At 40.8% G+C, this 16323-nt stretch carries 18 protein-coding genes; 16 read left to right on the forward strand and 2 right to left on the reverse strand.

Annotated elements, in window-relative coordinates; all coding sequences use genetic code 11:
* Positions 1 to 3 precede the first annotated feature (3 nt).
* From J2S07_RS16980 to J2S07_RS17030, 11 genes are all read left to right on the forward strand, one after another.
* A complete protein-coding gene (locus J2S07_RS16980; RefSeq protein WP_307151597.1) occupies positions 4 to 1338 on the forward strand; it encodes a TadA family conjugal transfer-associated ATPase in 1335 nt (444 codons plus the stop codon).
* Positions 1335 to 2267 carry a type II secretion system F family protein gene (locus J2S07_RS16985; protein ID WP_307151598.1) on the forward strand — a complete coding sequence of 311 codons (933 nt, stop codon included), beginning with the start codon at positions 1335 to 1337 and terminating at the stop codon, positions 2265 to 2267. Before J2S07_RS16980 ends, J2S07_RS16985 begins: the two co-directional genes overlap by 4 nt.
* Positions 2268 to 2271: 4 nt before the next feature.
* Positions 2272 to 3210 (forward strand): type II secretion system F family protein, encoded by a 939-nt coding sequence (locus tag J2S07_RS16990; RefSeq protein ID WP_307151599.1) that lies wholly within the window; start codon positions 2272 to 2274, stop codon positions 3208 to 3210.
* Positions 3211 to 3264: 54 nt separating this feature from the next.
* Entirely contained in the window at positions 3265 to 3471 is a 207-nt protein-coding gene (locus tag J2S07_RS16995) for a hypothetical protein (RefSeq protein WP_307151600.1), read from the forward strand.
* Positions 3472 to 3503: 32 nt separating this feature from the next.
* Positions 3504 to 3884, forward strand: coding sequence for a TadE/TadG family type IV pilus assembly protein (locus J2S07_RS17000; protein ID WP_307151601.1), 381 nt, complete (start codon positions 3504 to 3506; stop codon positions 3882 to 3884).
* Complete coding sequence (locus tag J2S07_RS17005; protein WP_307151602.1) at positions 3877 to 4620, forward strand: pilus assembly protein TadG-related protein; 744 nt, start codon at positions 3877 to 3879, stop codon at positions 4618 to 4620. Before J2S07_RS17000 ends, J2S07_RS17005 begins: the two co-directional genes overlap by 8 nt.
* 44 nt (positions 4621 to 4664) lie before the next feature.
* A complete protein-coding gene (locus J2S07_RS17010; protein WP_307151603.1) occupies positions 4665 to 6221 on the forward strand; it encodes a phage tail tape measure protein in 1557 nt (518 codons plus the stop codon).
* A gap of 71 nt (positions 6222 to 6292) precedes the next feature.
* Positions 6293 to 6586 (forward strand): hypothetical protein, encoded by a 294-nt coding sequence (locus J2S07_RS17015; protein ID WP_307151604.1) that lies wholly within the window; start codon positions 6293 to 6295, stop codon positions 6584 to 6586.
* A gap of 306 nt (positions 6587 to 6892) precedes the next feature.
* Entirely contained in the window at positions 6893 to 7186 is a 294-nt protein-coding gene (locus tag J2S07_RS17020) for a hypothetical protein (protein ID WP_307151605.1), read from the forward strand.
* 312 nt (positions 7187 to 7498) lie between these two features.
* Positions 7499 to 7717, forward strand: a complete 219-nt coding sequence (locus J2S07_RS17025) for a hypothetical protein (protein ID WP_307151606.1) — start codon at positions 7499 to 7501, stop codon at positions 7715 to 7717.
* Positions 7718 to 7880: 163 nt separating this feature from the next.
* Entirely contained in the window at positions 7881 to 8483 is a 603-nt protein-coding gene (locus J2S07_RS17030) for a TetR/AcrR family transcriptional regulator (protein WP_307151607.1), read from the forward strand.
* Positions 8484 to 8690: 207 nt separating this feature from the next.
* On the opposite strand, the gene J2S07_RS17035 is transcribed toward J2S07_RS17030, so the two are convergent.
* The gene (locus J2S07_RS17035; protein WP_307151608.1) at positions 8691 to 9428 is read right to left on the reverse strand and encodes a methyl-accepting chemotaxis protein; all 738 of its coding nucleotides are present in this window, start codon (positions 9426 to 9428) and stop codon (positions 8691 to 8693) included.
* Complete coding sequence (locus tag J2S07_RS17040; RefSeq protein WP_307151609.1) at positions 9379 to 9945, reverse strand: CHASE3 domain-containing protein; 567 nt, start codon at positions 9943 to 9945, stop codon at positions 9379 to 9381. Before J2S07_RS17040 ends, J2S07_RS17035 begins: the two co-directional genes overlap by 50 nt.
* A 211-nt stretch (positions 9946 to 10156) precedes the next feature.
* Between J2S07_RS17040 and J2S07_RS17045 the strand changes: the two genes are divergently transcribed.
* From J2S07_RS17045 to J2S07_RS17065, 5 genes are all read left to right on the forward strand, one after another.
* Positions 10157 to 11845, forward strand: coding sequence for a transglutaminase domain-containing protein (locus tag J2S07_RS17045; protein ID WP_307151610.1), 1689 nt, complete (start codon positions 10157 to 10159; stop codon positions 11843 to 11845).
* 230 nt (positions 11846 to 12075) lie between these two features.
* The gene (locus tag J2S07_RS17050) at positions 12076 to 13269 is read left to right on the forward strand and encodes a PDZ domain-containing protein (protein ID WP_307151611.1); all 1194 of its coding nucleotides are present in this window, start codon (positions 12076 to 12078) and stop codon (positions 13267 to 13269) included.
* 468 nt (positions 13270 to 13737) lie between these two features.
* Positions 13738 to 14496, forward strand: coding sequence for a YheC/YheD family protein (locus J2S07_RS17055; protein ID WP_307151612.1), 759 nt, complete (start codon positions 13738 to 13740; stop codon positions 14494 to 14496).
* A 35-nt stretch (positions 14497 to 14531) separates the two neighbouring features.
* Entirely contained in the window at positions 14532 to 15290 is a 759-nt protein-coding gene (locus J2S07_RS17060) for a YheC/YheD family protein (RefSeq protein WP_307151613.1), read from the forward strand.
* Positions 15291 to 15326: 36 nt separating this feature from the next.
* Entirely contained in the window at positions 15327 to 16271 is a 945-nt protein-coding gene (locus tag J2S07_RS17065) for a YheC/YheD family protein (RefSeq protein ID WP_307151614.1), read from the forward strand.
* Positions 16272 to 16323: the final 52 nt, after the last annotated feature.

Raw genomic sequence — 16323 nt, forward strand, 5'->3', positions numbered from 1 at the left:
AGCATGTCCTGGATTGAAAAGGCAGCGGTACTAGGAGCAAGGAATTACGAAAGTCAGCAGGAATGGAATGTTGGCCAGTCACAAATTGATGTTTGGGTCAGACATTATAAGGACCGCTTAATTAAGGAAGCGAACCTAGAAACAATCACGATGCTTCCTCCAGTCGAACGAAAGAAAACAATCGAGCGCCTTGTCACCCAAATGATTAACGAAGAAAAGGTCATCATCACTTCAGACCAAACAGAACAAATCATCCAGCAAATCATCAATGAATCAGTTGGCTACGGTCCTCTTGAAGGACTGCTACGGGATGAATCCATTACAGAAATCATGGTCAACGGAGCGAACCAGGTCTTTATCGAGAAAAACGGTAAGATTGAAAAAACAAGAGTGAAGTTCAAGGACGATAACCATGTCAGACATATCATTGACCGCATTATTGCGCCACTCGGCCGAAGAATTGATGAAAGCTCACCTATGGTCGATGCAAGGCTACAGGACGGGAGCCGTGTCAATGCCGTTATTCCGCCGATCAGTGTGGATGGTCCTTCAATTTCGATTAGGAAGTTTCAAAAGGATCCCTACACCCTCGATGACTTGAAAGGCTTTGGTAGCTTTTCAGATGAAATGGCGGAGTTTCTGCAGGCGGCTGTGCAAGCAAAAGCCAACATTCTAGTTTCCGGAGGAACAGGGAGTGGAAAAACAACCCTGTTAAACGTTCTGTCTGCTTCCATCCCAAGAGGGGAGAGGATTGTCACCATCGAGGATATGGCAGAGCTTCGCTTTAACTATGACAACTTAGTTAGGCTAGAAGCACGACCGCCGAATATGGAGGGAAAAGGGGAAGTCACGATTCGCCATCTCGTAAAGAATGCTCTGCGGATGCGTCCCGACCGGATTGTTGTTGGAGAGGTGCGCGGCTCTGAAGCGATCGATATGCTTCAGGCAATGAATACGGGTCATGAAGGCTCTTTAACAACGATTCATGCGAACAGTCCAAAGGATGCATTAGGAAGATTGGAATCCATGGTTATCATGTCCGGACTTCCACTAACCGTTGAAGTCATTCGCGGCTATTTTGTGGGAGCTCTCGATTTAATCGTGCAAACCTCAAGATTTTCAGATGGAAAAAGAAGAATTGTTCATATCACTGAGATCGTTGAAGAGCAGGGGCAAATCCTGCTAAAGGATGTCTACCGCTTTGAGCGTCAAGCGACCTTAATTGATGGAACGGTCACGGGCCAATTCGTGAAAACCGATTACAGACCAAGGCTCTTGGAACGTTTTCAATCATTTGGTATCCAGGTGAACCATTTAGAAAGTGGTGTATTTCAATGAATGCAAGCTGGATGGCATTAACAGGAAGCATTTTTACCATGATCGCTGGAATTTACTACATGGTTCAAGGCAGTAGAACACGCCGCGCCTACAAGGAAATCAATCACTGGTTTGAAAAGAAAAAGCAACAGGAGAGAAAGAGCTTTGTTCTTCTGATTGGAGATAAATTTGATGACTCAGAGCTTGCTGAAACATTAAAAAAGAAGCTTGTGCAAGGAGATATCCCATTAAAGCCATCTGAGTATATGGGAATATACATCCTGTTATTAGCCGCACTAACCTTTGTCAATGTTGTTTTTCTAGGACTTTACTTCTTGATGAGTCTCTTATTTGCCTATCTCATTGTCGCGGTTGGATCCAAGCTGTATTTGAATTCACGGAAAAATAAAAGGACGGAGAGCTTTAATGGGCAGCTTCCAGAGGTTTGTCGAATGATGGCAAATGGCATTAAGGCAGGACAAACAATTCCCCAGGCGATTGAAATGGTAGGAAGGGATATTAAAGCGCCGAGCAAATTAGAGTTTCAACAAATGGATTACCAGCTGAAGCTAGGAGATAGTCTAGACCAAGTGATGAATGAATTTAGGGAAAGAGTTTCAAGCAATGATATCAAAATTTTTGTTAGTACGATCTTGATTCAACAAAGGGTAGGTGGAAATCTTGCTGAGGTTCTCACCAATATGGCGGAAACGCTTGAGGAGAGAAGTCGGGTGCATAAGGAAATTCATACGATTACCGCAGAGAGTCGTTCGATCGCATACATTCTTATGTTCATGCCCTTTTTAATGGCGATGATGATGAATTTATTCATTAAAGGATTTCTAAACGTTTTATTTACTCCATTTGGAATGCTTGTCTTTGCCGGGTTCTCAGCAATGGTCTTTGTAGCATTTATCATTATCAAACGAATTACAACGATAAGGGTGTAAGGGTATGAGATTTCTCGGTCTTTTTTCGACGGTTATGTTTGGCTTAATCTTGATCCTAATGTTTATCGGTTTCATTTTTTTATATTTATATATTGCGAAGAAGGATAATCTCCTGAAGGCAAACGGTTTTTCGGAGAAAAAACAAAAGAAAAAACAAGTACTTCGAGAGCGCATTATCAGCCCTTTTGTGAAATGGGGCAAGAAGGCTGGACCAATCGGTATTCAATATCCACTGTTTTCCGATGTACAAAAGACAGAAATACTGTTAAGTCAAGCTGGGAATCCTTTGGGACTTCAGCTTCAGGATTTTTACGGTTTCCGTTTTGTTTTGGCGATGGCTGGGCTCACCTTTGGCTCATTCTATAGCTTCATCGGCCTTCCATTTGCTTTGCCTATCATACTTTTTTCGATTATTGGGGGGGTGTTTGGTCCAAACCTTTGGATATATTTTAAAGCAAAAAACCGACAGGAAATGATCAGTGTCATGATGCCCGATTTTCTTGATACGGTCAGTGTCACACTGTCAGCTGGAGTGAGCCTTGATGGAGCACTAAAGCAAGTAACGAAGCAATTTGAAGGACCATTAAGTGAGGAAATCGATCGTTTTAACAAGGAGATTGAACTCGGAGTTCCGCGGCTTTCTGCTTATCAGGGATTAATTAATCGGAGTTCATCGAAGGAACTGCACTCCTTGGTTAATGCTCTAATTCAAGGTTCTACCTTAGGAGTTCCCGTTTCACGAACCTTCAAGCTGCAGGCAGCAGATTTAAGAGCAACAAGAGGCTTTATTGCTAAGGAAAAAGCGGCTAAGGCAAGTCCTTTAATTACTCTGGTTACAACGTTTTTTATTGCTCCAGCAGTTATTGGCCTAATTCTCGGCCTGTTAGCACTGAATTTAATCTACAATCCGGAAGCCTTTGGATTGGATCATTTCTTCTTTTAGAAGAGCTCTTATATGAAACAACTAAACTATTAAACGATATTAGGAGGATGAAAGATGTTATTTAAAAAGGCATGGAACAAAATGAACGAGACGTATATTCGTTATGTAAACAATGAAAAAGGGGCACAGGCACTAGAGTGGGTCGCTCTCGGCCTCGTTGTTCTAGCGATTATGGGTGTTATTGCCGCTGGACTTCAGGGAGATACGTCACTCGGAAAAAGTATCATAAAGAAACTCAAAGACATGATTGAAGGATTGTAATAGAAGCATGGTAGATGGGATGAGGTGATTTTTTGAAGGGAATTTATAAAAAATACGTCAAAAATGAACGAGGCTCACAAGCGATTGAGTTTGTCGCCATGTTCCCTTTGATCATTTTATCCATCTTGATCATTTGGCAAATTGGACTCATAGCTTTTTCCCTAGTCGTCGGAGAATCTGCTGCAAGAGACGGGGCAAGGGCAGCTGCGATCCATGATCCCGAGTGGATGGAAGTTGCTAAAAGGTCTGCTTCGGGGATAAAAGTGAATGTTACAGGAGGTCCGGGAACAAAGGATGCACATGTATTTGTCGAAATTACCGCTCCGATTGTGAAGCTTCCTTTTATCAAAGAAATGGAATTTACGTATACAGTCGATGCGGTGATGCCGATGGAGGAAAAACCGAATGGCTAGAAAACTCAAATCCTATATCAAAAATGAACGAGGCAGCGGAACACTCATAATTATGGTGGGCATGGTTCTCGCTGCCCTTTTCTTTGGTTTCTTATTTTTTGATTTTTCCAATGTTTTTATCAATAAACGAGTCACGCAGACAGGGGCAGATGCTGCGGCCATTGCAGCCGCACAAACCTCCAATAAATACATGAAAGAGCATTTACAAGAGGAAACCCAAAAGGAGCTCGAGAAACTGGGAGCAGAATGGGAAAGATTTTTAGCTGATGTATTGGCCTCCTACGCTGATGATGGGGATCCGGAAACACCTGCGCCATCCCCGCCATCAACGGAGGAAATATTAGACATGTTTGTGAAGATGAAGGAAAGAGCCTTAGGAAAAAACATGCCGGGCGATGTCAGGGCATGGCTCCTTAACCATTCTGTGAAGGTCGTGGCGGAGACGGCGATGAAGTTTTTCTTTAAGGATAAGGAAGTTTCTGATATGTCCTGTAAGGTTGTTCGTGATCATTTAAAAGATGCCAAAAAGGAAGCAGAGGATTACGCAAAAAAGAATCAAAACGATAAGTTAAAGGATATAAAATTTATCCCTGAGGATTTTCGAATATTCGTAGAAACGGAACGCAAAGGGAAATATACAACGGTTCCTGATAAGGAGGTACCTGCCATTACTTCTGAGTCATCAGCTAAAATTGGGGAACCAGAAGGATATCGAGGCAAAATTACCTGCAGTTAATCATGAAGCATTTCATACATAAGGAAGGTGAAGGAGGCGAATTCATGTCACATAGGCAGAAATGGATGGGGTTTTTTATTTGTTTTTCATTACTCATGTATCTCCAGGCATTCTTAGTGCAACCCATTTATGCTAATGTTGAAGAAGTACAAACAGATGGTCAAAACATTCACAAAACAGAGCTTTCCGATGGGAAGGGTGAATCCGTCGGTGGCGGCGGAGAAGACGTCCCCTGGTGGCAAAAGGCTTGGAATTGGTTGGAAGATATCGGTAGTGATGGATTAGAACTGTTGGATGAATTTGGAGCCACTATCGGGGAACAATTGAATGAATTTCTAGATTGGGCTGGTGAAGCCTCGGATGGAGCAATAGACTGGTTCTCCGAAGTCGGAAGCGATATTGGGGACTGGTTTTTAGAGGTTGGAAGTAATATTGGAGAATGGTTCAAAGAGGTAGGATCAGCGATTGGTGGCTTTTTCTCAGATGCATTGGAATGGGTGAAGGAAAATAAATGGTTCCAGACGATTATTGCGGGGGTGCTGGCCACCGTTGCAATTGTAGTAGGAGTATTTGTTTTCGTTGGAAGCTGGCCCGCTTTAGCAGTCATTGCCGTCATTGGTGGTCTTGCATTAGGGGCTGGATTCCTGTATCAATGGCTGGCTGGTGATAACTATAATTTCTTTGGGGCATTCTTTGTTTCACTTATCGGTGGAGCAGCTGGATATTTCGGTATGACAACGGGTGCTTTTGCAGCGGCCTGGACATGGTTAAGACATACTGCAGCACCAGCGGCGTGGTCTTGGATTCGAAACACAGCGGTCCCATGGATGGTTGCCCGCAGTCAATCAGTCTGGGGCTGGATGAGGAACGTGGCATTTCCATGGTTGAGTAGGAAGGCGGTTGCTGGTTGGCGGTGGTTTAAAGGATTGCCAGTATGGGGGCAGATCCGAGCTGGATATGCAGGTGGAGGATTTCTAGGGAAAGTTGCAATGGGTGCCACCATATCGGGATTTGGATCCGCTGTGATTAATATCATAGGACAATTGCTTGGCGGTGAAGCCTTCGATTTTAAATCCTTAGCAGTTGATACTATATTAGGAGCCATTACTGGTGGATTCTTTGCACCGGTTTTAGCAACAGGGCTTGCATTAAGCGGGTCATTAATTGCTACCATTAGTATTACAGGTGGGCTTGAAAACTGGCTGGGAGGAGTCATTGAAAATGGAGAATGGTCTAACTGGCAGAGCTTTGTCTCCGGTACGCTTACTTCCTTGATCTCTTTAGGGGCCTTATCAAAACTATTTGGTCATATACCAAATCCATTTGCGGAAGAAGTGGTAACGAAAGGTGCGGAAGAGCCAATTCAGAATTGGATTGAAGACCTATTGGGTGGCGGAGAAGACAGCAAGACCAATCCGCCTAAAGAAAAACCAATTGAAGAACCTAAGCAAAGTCCATCCACAGATCCAATAGAGGAGCCTGTACAGCCGCAAGTTAATGAACCCGTTAAGGAGCCAAATACTCCTGTGGATCAAACAGAAAGAAACCCAATTCATCATCGAGGTGGTGGAGGGATCAAACCTCACCCAGTACAGCAATAATACTAAGAACGATGTATTTCAAAACTACAAATAGTATAAAACATAAAAGATTCGTTAAATGAGGTGAAACCTTGGACAAAAAGAAGTTCTCAATTTTTACCTATTGTTATATTGTTTTGGTCGTGATTGTATTTATCATCTATGCTTTTCAAGTCGCAGATGAAAATTGGAAGGTTCAATTAGATGGTCAAAGAGGAAATTTAATGATATTTGCTGGCCTTCTTTTGATTGGAATGATTCTAGCTTCAATAGAATTTGCAGGAATTAACCAGAAGGGGAATAAGGTGACTAAGAGTACAATTTATGGAGGTCTTTCCATAGCAGCATTTTTCCTCGTATGGCGACTCATGATGGCGATAGTTTAAGAGACAGGTTAATATCTTGTCTCTTTGTTTGCTTTTCATAATGGAGATAGAGCCTGGGTGAGACAGGTGAAGAAAAAACAAAAAAACAACACCAGAAAACACATTAGGAATCTTCACAGAGCCCTTCTGAAAATCCATCGGATAATTCAACTGATACAAAAACAAACGAACCTGTTGAGGATATTCAAGATGTTGAGGATGTAAAGGATCCTATCCTTCAGCCACAGACAAACGCAAATCATGGTAGGTTAGGAGCAGGCGTTCATCACCAACCATTACAATAGTAATTGGTATTAAGGAGAATATATGGACAAAAAGAAGTTTACGATTGTTACCTATTCTTATTTAGGTCTGGTAGTTTTATTGTTAGTTTTTTATTTTTCTCAAGTTGCAGATGAAAACTGGGAATTCGAACTAGATAGTCAAAGAGGGAACTTGTCTATCTTTTTAGGACTTTTATTTATTGGTCTAATTCTTGCTGCCATTGATTTTGCTGGAATAAATGAAAAAGGCAATAAAATCACAAAGAGTACGATCTATGGCGGTCTTTCCATAGCTGCATTTTTCCTCGTATGGCGACTCATGATGGCGATAGTTTAAGAGGCAGGTTAATACCCTGTCTTTTTGTTTGCTTTTCATAATGGAGATGGGTAGCTTGGGTGAGACATTCATGTCGGGAGCGGCTGTAATCGGTGGGATAAATGTGGTGAAATTAGGATTTAAGAAAATTGCAGGATGGTTTGGATAGTAAGAAGTAAAAACTCTATCCTAGGAAAACTAAAATTAAAGAAATTTTGTGAACAACGAGAAATAGATTGATCTTTATCATAATAAGATTTAACATATGTACTGAGTATAAATTGTGTATACAATTTATACTCAGTACATATGGCGATAAAGGAGAGAATGGTCATGGTTCGTACGGTGCTGGCTTTTGCTGGAGGTTTTGTCCTAGTTTTTGTTGAAGCGTATATTGTCCTCATTATGAAAGGCTATCATACGATTGAATTTGGAGGATTGGTTCCCTTTTTAAATGTATGGGTCATGAATTTCTTTCTTATATTTACTATTCTCACCCATATCAAAATTTGGTATGAGAACAAACAAGAAGGTCACCAAACCATCTTTTGATTGTAGCTGCTGAGGTCCATATGATTGTTTCCAACTTTCAGGGTGAACTTTATATAGGCACACTTGGGAGCATTTAATATTGTATTCTTAAGCAAGCGCTGTAAAAAGCGTTTCTTTTTTTGCGCTTCATTTAGTAATATTAATGTATAAGTTGGTGATGAAAATGAAAATGGGAAGAGCTGCAAACAAAAAACAACAAATGGAAGAAAGAATATATGATGCGGGCATGAAACTTTTCCAAGAAAAAGGGGTTCCCAATACTACTCTTGTTGAAATATGTGAATTAGCAGGAGTCTCTAAAGGGACCTTCTTTAATTACTTTTCTTCAAAGGAAGACATTCTTGCAAAATTTGGACAAAACCAAATAAAAATCTTAAGTCGTTTTGCTGAGAAGCTTCCTTCAACAATGAGTACAAAGGACAAGATTATCGCCGTCCTTCTAGAGGATATTAATGGGGTTAGGCAATCCCAGGTCTTCGCAAGAATTACATTAAAGGGAATTTCAGAAGGGGGAGAAATCGTTTATAAGCTGGAAACTCAAAATAGGCAAAATCTTTCCGGAATTTATGAAAGGATATTGGTGCAAGGAAGCAAGCAGGGAAATGATGCGAATCTATCTCTTGTTGCTGATTTAATCGTCACCATCTATTTTCATGTTTTGGATAAACACTTTAATCGTCATGAGGCATTCGAAGATCTAGAACACTTTATCATAAATGCTGTCGATATATTATTTAATGGAATTAAAGACTGCTTACATGATTAATGGTTTACATAGAGGGTACAACTCACACTACAGCGATGGGATATTATTTCCCTCGCTGATTTTGATTTTACATTTTTTGATAATACTAGATTGCTGTTTCATAATAATAGGGACCTTTAGTCGTGGGGTTGGGTATAAAGTGACAAAAAAGTTTAAGAGACAGAACAACAGCCCTGTCTCTTTGTTCGACTCGCCCAAGTCGCCAAGCTAGATTTTAAATCGATTCGTATGTCTTTTAAGCTCATTTGATACTTCCTGTAGTCTTTCCATCCGGTCCTCAATTTCTCTGTAGATTTCGGTTTGCTGCTGGACACCCATGGTTATGGCTTGGGAAGTGGTTGCATTCTGTTGCAGTCCTTCCGATAATTCTGTAATGGCAGCCGTCATTTCATTCGTGATGCTTGATTGCTGCTGGGAGGCGGCGGTCATCGTACCAATCTTGTCGGAGATGCTTTCAATATAGGTAAGGATGTTATGAAATTCTTCCGATGTTTTCATGACCTTTTCCGAGCTAGCTAGAATATAGGTTTGCTCTTCCTTAATGATTTCGTCTGTCGCCTGCATCTTTTGCTGAATTTCATCAACAATGAGTTGGATTTGCTGAGCGGAATGCTTACTTTCTTCAGAAAGCTTTTTCACCTCATTCGCAACGACGGCAAAGCCTTTGCCCGCTTCGCCAGCACGTGCAGCTTCGATGGAAGCATTCAAGGAGAGTAAGCTGGTCTGTTCCGTAATGCTCGTAATGAGACCAATAATTTTTTCAATCTCCTTAGAGGAATTCTTGAGCTGGCTCATCACATTTAGAACATCTTTGGAGGAGCCTTGTACGGTCATAATGGCGGACACAGCATCATTCACAGAAATCTCACCGACAGATGCAGCTTTAAGAACCATTTCACCTGTTGTGTTGGCTTTGAAGCTGTTTTGTCTGATTGTCTCGTTCAAGTAGCTCAGCATTTTCGATGTCCGTAATTTTGGTAAGGGAATCCTGGAATTCGTCGGTCTTGTTGTCACCTGTCATATCTGCGGGTCGAGCCGCCTCCATAATTTTGTTTTTCAAGGTCGCTTCATCATCCGCCGAACTTGAAGTAATGATGTCTTCGATTTTTGAATAGAAATCATTTATGTAATGTTCACTTTTCTTTAGTAATTGCTGTTGTTCGCTATTATCGGCTGTCAGGCTATATAGTGATTCAAAATCCTTGTCGATGTCTGTTCGAAGGTTATTAATCACGTTCGAAGGGGATTCATCAGACTGCTGTATCGTGATCCCAGCCTCCCTTGTTGTTTCCTGTAGCCCATCAATAATGGATAAGACTTCCCATGACTTTTTGTCTTCCAGATTGTTGGAGATGAGGTTCCCGAAATTCAATACAGCTAAGGTGGAAACGGCTGAAAAAATTCCGATGATAATGATAATGGAAAGTCCTAGTTTAAACTTTATCGAGTGCCTTTTGGCCATAATGCTATCCTCCTGAAACACTAAGTCGTTTGTCATAGGAAAATGATAACAACGAATTATGAATAAATTATGAAGAACTAATTACTTGAATATGAAAGTAGCAAAAAAGACAGATTTTTTGGCAGATGAAATAGAGTCGTAAGTCTTAGGAACTTCCGTTAAGGTTGTTCGTAAAACCTATAGAACACACGAACATGTTAAGGAGGAAAAAATGAGGCAAAAATCATTGCGATTCATTTTATTTTGTTTTCTTTGTAGTGTTGTATTTATGGCCGCTTGTAGCAACAAAAGCACAAGCAACTCAAAAACAAAGGAACAAGCAGATAAATATGAACAATTAGCTGAAAAAAAGAACAATGAACTTGAGCTTATGCCTCTAGAGCTGACGTCATATAGTAAGGAAATTGGAGCAACCATTAGCAAGCCAAAGTACAAGAATTTTGCGGTGAACGGCAAAGTGACGGTAGAGGGGAAGATTGAACAATCGGATCGGCTAAAATCAGATTTTGCCTGGATCAAAGTCCGTTCGAATGAGGAGGGTCCAGCAGGATCCCAGCATGAATATTATGCTCCGATTCAGGAAGGAAAATTTAAACAGACGATTCACTTTTTCAATGGGGAAGGTGAATACCAGGTAACCGTTCAGTTACCGAGTACCGATTCAGAGAATTATTATTATGATACGGCCAGTTTTGATGTCGTTAATGTGAATCCAGAAATGAAGCGTGATGTTTCATATACTCCGTTTGGATATGCGGCAGGATTATCCGTTGACATGAAGACCAGCTATGTGAAGAAGAACGAAACCTTTATAATAAAAGGAAAGGTGAAGAATCTATCCGATCAGGACATGATCATGCTCAACCTGTTAAAGGATTCGGAAAAATGGCAGCATGTGATTCCAGTTAAAAATGGGAAATTTGAATATGAAGTCCCGCTTTTTTACGGAAAGGGTCTGCATGAATTAGAGGTCTTAGTTCCGGATACCAAACGGGATAATTATTACCAGGTGGCGACAACTATATTAATAGATAATGAGTCAGATAGAGTGATGAAGCCGATTGAATACTCCAATGTCTACGTGGAGCGAGGGGTCACTTTGGATTATCCTACCTTTGGTGGTGAAGTCTCGAATGGTGAATACAGGATTAAAGGGACGATCGATCCAAAAGCAGAATTTGCGAAAGACACGAGCCATATTTATATCACATCGAAAAAAGGAGAAGATGAGGCGCTAGATGTCATTCCAGTCGAGAATTTTTCCTTTGATGATTCCTTCTATTTAAGGTTTGGACCTGGGACCTATGAAATTACGGTGAGTGTCCCAGAAATTAAGGAAGAGAATAGCAATCGCTTTCGCTATTTTGGATTTGCTAAATTTGAGGTCGAATCTACCGGTGAGGATAAACGCGATCTGCTCCCTTCAAGGGGCATCGAATCAGATGCTCCAGAAATCACACAGCTGGCAAAGGAGATCACAAAAGGAATCAATACAGAACGGGAAAAGGTAAAAGCCATTTATGATTATGTAGCGAAGAATGTCTCCTATGATGTTGGCAAAATGAAGAACAATGAATTTGAATGGGATGACAGTGCACTGAAAACACTCGAGGAAAAAACAGGCGTGTGTCAGGACTACGCATATTTGGCTGTTGCTTTGCTTCGAGCAAGCAATATTGAAGCAAGATTCATAGAAGGGACAGCCTTCAGCGGATTCTGGCCATCCAATCACGCTTGGGTGGAAGCGAAAGTAGATGGAAGCTGGCTGACCATGGATCCGACATGGGGATCAGGCTACATCCAAAACGATCAATTTGTTGCGGCCTTTACAGATAAGTTTTTTGATCCGAATATGACGGAATTCGAGAAAACCCACAATAGAACAGGCGTAAGCTATTAACAAAATCCTTATATTCGAAGCTAGCAATTCCTACTAAATTGCTAGCTTCGCTCATTCTAATAGACTATTTCCTAAGTACATGCATTTTCCTCTGCCCTTACTGCCTAACATTTGGTAAAATAAAGGTGGTACCAGGTACCGCCGGTGGACTTTTTGTTGGATTTGTCCTTCTGGGGTGGACAGATGAGAGTTTCACCCTATTGATTTATGATAAAAGGTAGGTGGCAGATGTGGGGCTAGATTGGTTGATAGAGTTTCTGAAGGGTACGCTCAAGCTGTTCCTTCATCCAGTATTTTATTTTAGCTTTTTCGTGGCAGCTGTATTAGGCGTTTCAAGGGTTAAGAGGGAGCGGAAGAACTTCAGTATTCGTGCGGAGAATGCTTACTTCGAATTGAGGCAGCTCCTCCCGGTGGGAATGATTGTAGGAGTTGGAATCTCAATCCTTACCTTCGGTTTAGGGCTTGCCGTTCCCTTTGCCACCATTTTTTTCATAGCGGCCCTTACGCTACTATTGAGTTTGACAACGAAGCTTCGTCTTCTATCACCTGTCTTTACGGTCGGCCTTGCTTTTTTCCTCACTATCTTTGCTGGTAAGGAAAAGTGGAATGTACCATTCTTTCAAAATTCGTTTGCAGAATTAGATGAAAAAATTTATCCGTCCATTGCAGTTTTGCTAACGCTACTACTGATTGGCGAGGGACTTCTCATCATTTTAAATGGGAAGAAGGGAACGTCTCCTAAATTAATGAAAAGTAAGAGAGGCCTGCAGGTCGGGGTTCATGAAGTAAAAAGATTGTGGCTTGTTCCAGTATTTCTATTTGTACCTGGTACCGCCTTACAGCCTCCGTTTGAATGGTGGCCGGTTATCAACATAGGAGCCGAATCCTATTCTATATTGCTCGTCCCGTTTGCAGTTGGATTCCACCAGCAAATTCAAGGAATGCTGCCAAAAGAGAGTGTTCAAACGACCGGTAAAAGAGTGGTGGGCTTGGGAATTCTCCTAGCCCTTTTATCAATCGGTTGCTACTGGTACCCAATCTTGTCCATTGCTGTCGTGGCCCTCACCATAATTGGTAGAGAAGTTCTCTCCCTAAGACAGCGGGTTGTCGATGAAAATCTCCCATTCTATTTCTCAAAAAGAAATAATGGGCTCATGATTCTGGGGATTCTGCCTGAATCGCCCGCTAGCAAAATGGCTTTACAGGTTGGAGAGATGATCACAAAGGTGAACGGAACAGCCATTCACGACGAAAAAGGATTTTATGAGGCATTGCAACGGAATCGTGCCCACTGTAAGCTAGAGGTCCTCGATGTTCATGGCGAAGTTCGTTTCGTGCAACGAGCACTCTATGAAGGGGATCATCACGAGCTCGGAATCCTCTTTGTTGAAGAAGAGAATAAGTGGGGGACGGAAGCGATTTGATGTAAATTTTCATAAACTCCCGGAATCTGTTCATAATTCTCCGGAATGAATTTTCATAAATAATCGGAATATGAAATGATGGGGCTATTCAAAAAGTCAGTTACTCTGACTTTTTGGATAGCCCCTTTTTACAATTCTTTATATGTAACATTACAAAGCGTATATAACTAGTATCAAAGATATAGATTTGATAAACTTCTTTATTCTGGCTTCTTTTTAAGTTCTTCTAATAATCTACTGCAAGTTCTCCGAAAATTGACGATTTTTATTTCTTCATGACTCCAATCCCATTCTTCCTACATAGGTTTAAAAAACTTCACCGGCTTTTAGAAATCTAAATTGGCTAATTAACTATTTCATTTTTGAAGAAAGTAAATACAATATAGCGAGTCAAATATAATTTCCCATCCAAGCCGTTTTGATTAGATTTGGACTAGCAGGTTAATTGCAATCAAGGAGGTTAAAAAAGTGCACGTGCACAAAATTATTAGAAGCAAGATGAAAAAAACGATCCCTTTGTTGGAGGATCCCATCCTCTCTCGTCATGTCCCAGAAACCCATTGGTTTTCTAAGGAGAACCTTAAGAGAATGGTGCAATCCTATCCTCAAGTTTACATCAAACCGAATGAAGGTAGAAAAGGTTCGGGGATTAGTCGGGTCAAGCGGATCAGCAACTCTGAATATGAGTTATCCTATGAAAATATTACAAAAATAGTTTCTTTCCCCGAACTTGTAAAGGATTTAAGGGGTCGATTTAGTACCGGGAGGTCTTATCTTGTACAACAAGGAATAGATCTAGCCACTTTTAACGAAGGCCCTTTTCATATTCGGGTGGTGATGCAAAAGGTAATGAATTGTTGGCGGCTTTCTCTTATGTCCGGAGTTGTGGCGAAGCAGAAAGATGCTGTAGTCACTAATATAGCGAAGGGAAATTATGATTTGCCATTGGAAGAAGTCCTGCAAAAAAACGACCAAAAATTGAATCCAATAAGTACACTCCGAGAATTAACCGATCTATCCCACCAAATTGTACATGTTTTGGGGTCATCCTTTCCGTTGCTAGTGCTTGGTTTAGACATGGCAATCGATAAGCAAGGAAAGGTATGGTTTATTGAGGCAAACACCAATCCAGACTCTAAGGGTCTCGAAAAAGTAAATGATAAAGTATCATATCAAAAATATCTTGATGCTAAAAAATGGATTCGTGAGAACCAAGAACGTTCGTGATCTTAATAAAAAATATGATATAAGTGGGTGATTTTATGCCAATTGGAAGGCATCAAGTGAAAAGTAAATCAACGGTCGCTTATGTTCTCCAGTGTCATTCGGAAACAAACATGTATCTTCCTGCGACAGAGATCCTTTCTGAAAGAACACTCTCGGATATGATCCATGAATATGAAAAGTTGTATCTAAAGCCTGATCAAGGCAGAAAATCTAGGGGGATTATAAGAGTCGAACGGGCAGGCCCAAGTTCCTATCTTCTTCGCACAAGTAATGAAGAGAAACAACAGGAATTCGCTCGCTTCTCCCAATTATGGTCAGAAGTAGAGGAGTTAACTTCGGATACCCGTTACATCGTTCAACAAGGGATAAATAGTATAACGAAGGATTCTCGATATTTTGACCTAAGGTGTCATGCCCTTCGTGTACGCGGGAAGTGGGTGGTCGGTGGAATTTGTGCCAGGGTAGGTGCACCTGGAAATATTGTCACAACTTCTCACATTGGAGGAACCCCAACACCATTGGAGACCTTATTTACTCAACTACTTGATTACAGTGAAGAGGAGCAGATAGAAGTGATAGAAAGGCTTCATGATTGTATTTTAAAAACTGTAAAAGTAGTGAGTCCTATCTATCCTAGAAACTGGGAGTTTGCTGTTGATATTGGGTTGGACACGGAGAAGCAGATCTGGATTTATGAGGTAAACAATGAACCCCTCATTCAAGGTAATTTCGGGCTCCTTCCTGACAAGACTCTGTATAACAGAATTAGATCTCTACGAAAAAAAGCCAAGTAAAAAGTATGAGGGAGGGCAGAATTAATGACGGAACTAATGGTGCCTTTAAAACGTCCGATTGTGGGTACTTTTGTTAGTAATTCAGTAATTAGAAGATTGAATAACCAGAATTATAAATTCAGAAGCTACGAAAGAATTCAAGAATTGGCTAAAGCTAGTGTTGAGGCAGGTGTTACCCTATTTTTCTTCTCAATTAAAGACTTTAATTTTAAGAAGAATGTTATTGTAGGCACTAGCTTTGATATAGATTCAAACCAATGGAAGCAAGATGATTTCCCTCTACCTGACGTTCTCTACCATCGAGGTGGAGGTGGCGGACCAAACAAATTTAGCGCAAAACAAATGGAAGATATTCTTGATGAACATCAAGTAGTAAAGGTCAATTCCCAATCCTACTTCGATAAATGGGAGGTTTATCGAGATCTGAGTCAAATAAATGAGGTTAGAAAATATCTCCCATATTCGGTTTTGTATCAAAGGGAACACGATTTGAGAAAGTTTTTATTACGGAATAATGAAGCTTATTTAAAAGGAGTACGTGGTGGCAGGGGGAAATGGATTTTCCGAATCCAGAGAAAGCCAAATTGGAAATTCGAGTATAGCTACTATTTGAATAAAATGTATACAGGTCAAGCGGAATCTTGGCAAGATTTAATTCAGGAAATTTACAGGTTTTTTGGTGATAGGGAATTTATCATCCAGAAAGGAATCGATTTAATTAAAATCAAAGATAGAAGAGTTGATTTTCGTGCAGAATTACAGAGAGATGGAGAAGGAAAGATTAATATTATTGGAGTTTGTGCAAGAATTGGTGAAAGCCAATCTCCTATTACCATTCATTCATCTGCCTATCCTATAGAAACATTTTTTAAAGAATTCCTAAATTGGCCTGATAATGTATTAGAGAAATTAATGGAAAGGGTTCATCAATTTCTTTTGTGCGCTTGGCAGCGCATCTCTCTAATGGGTGCAAGTCCCTAACATACCGTTGTGGCGGAAGTGTATAGCTGATGGGTAGTGCGGGTACTGCGAA

The organism is Anoxybacillus andreesenii (assembly GCF_030813005.1).
Taxonomy (GTDB): domain Bacteria; phylum Bacillota; class Bacilli; order Bacillales; family Cytobacillaceae; genus Robertmurraya; species Robertmurraya andreesenii.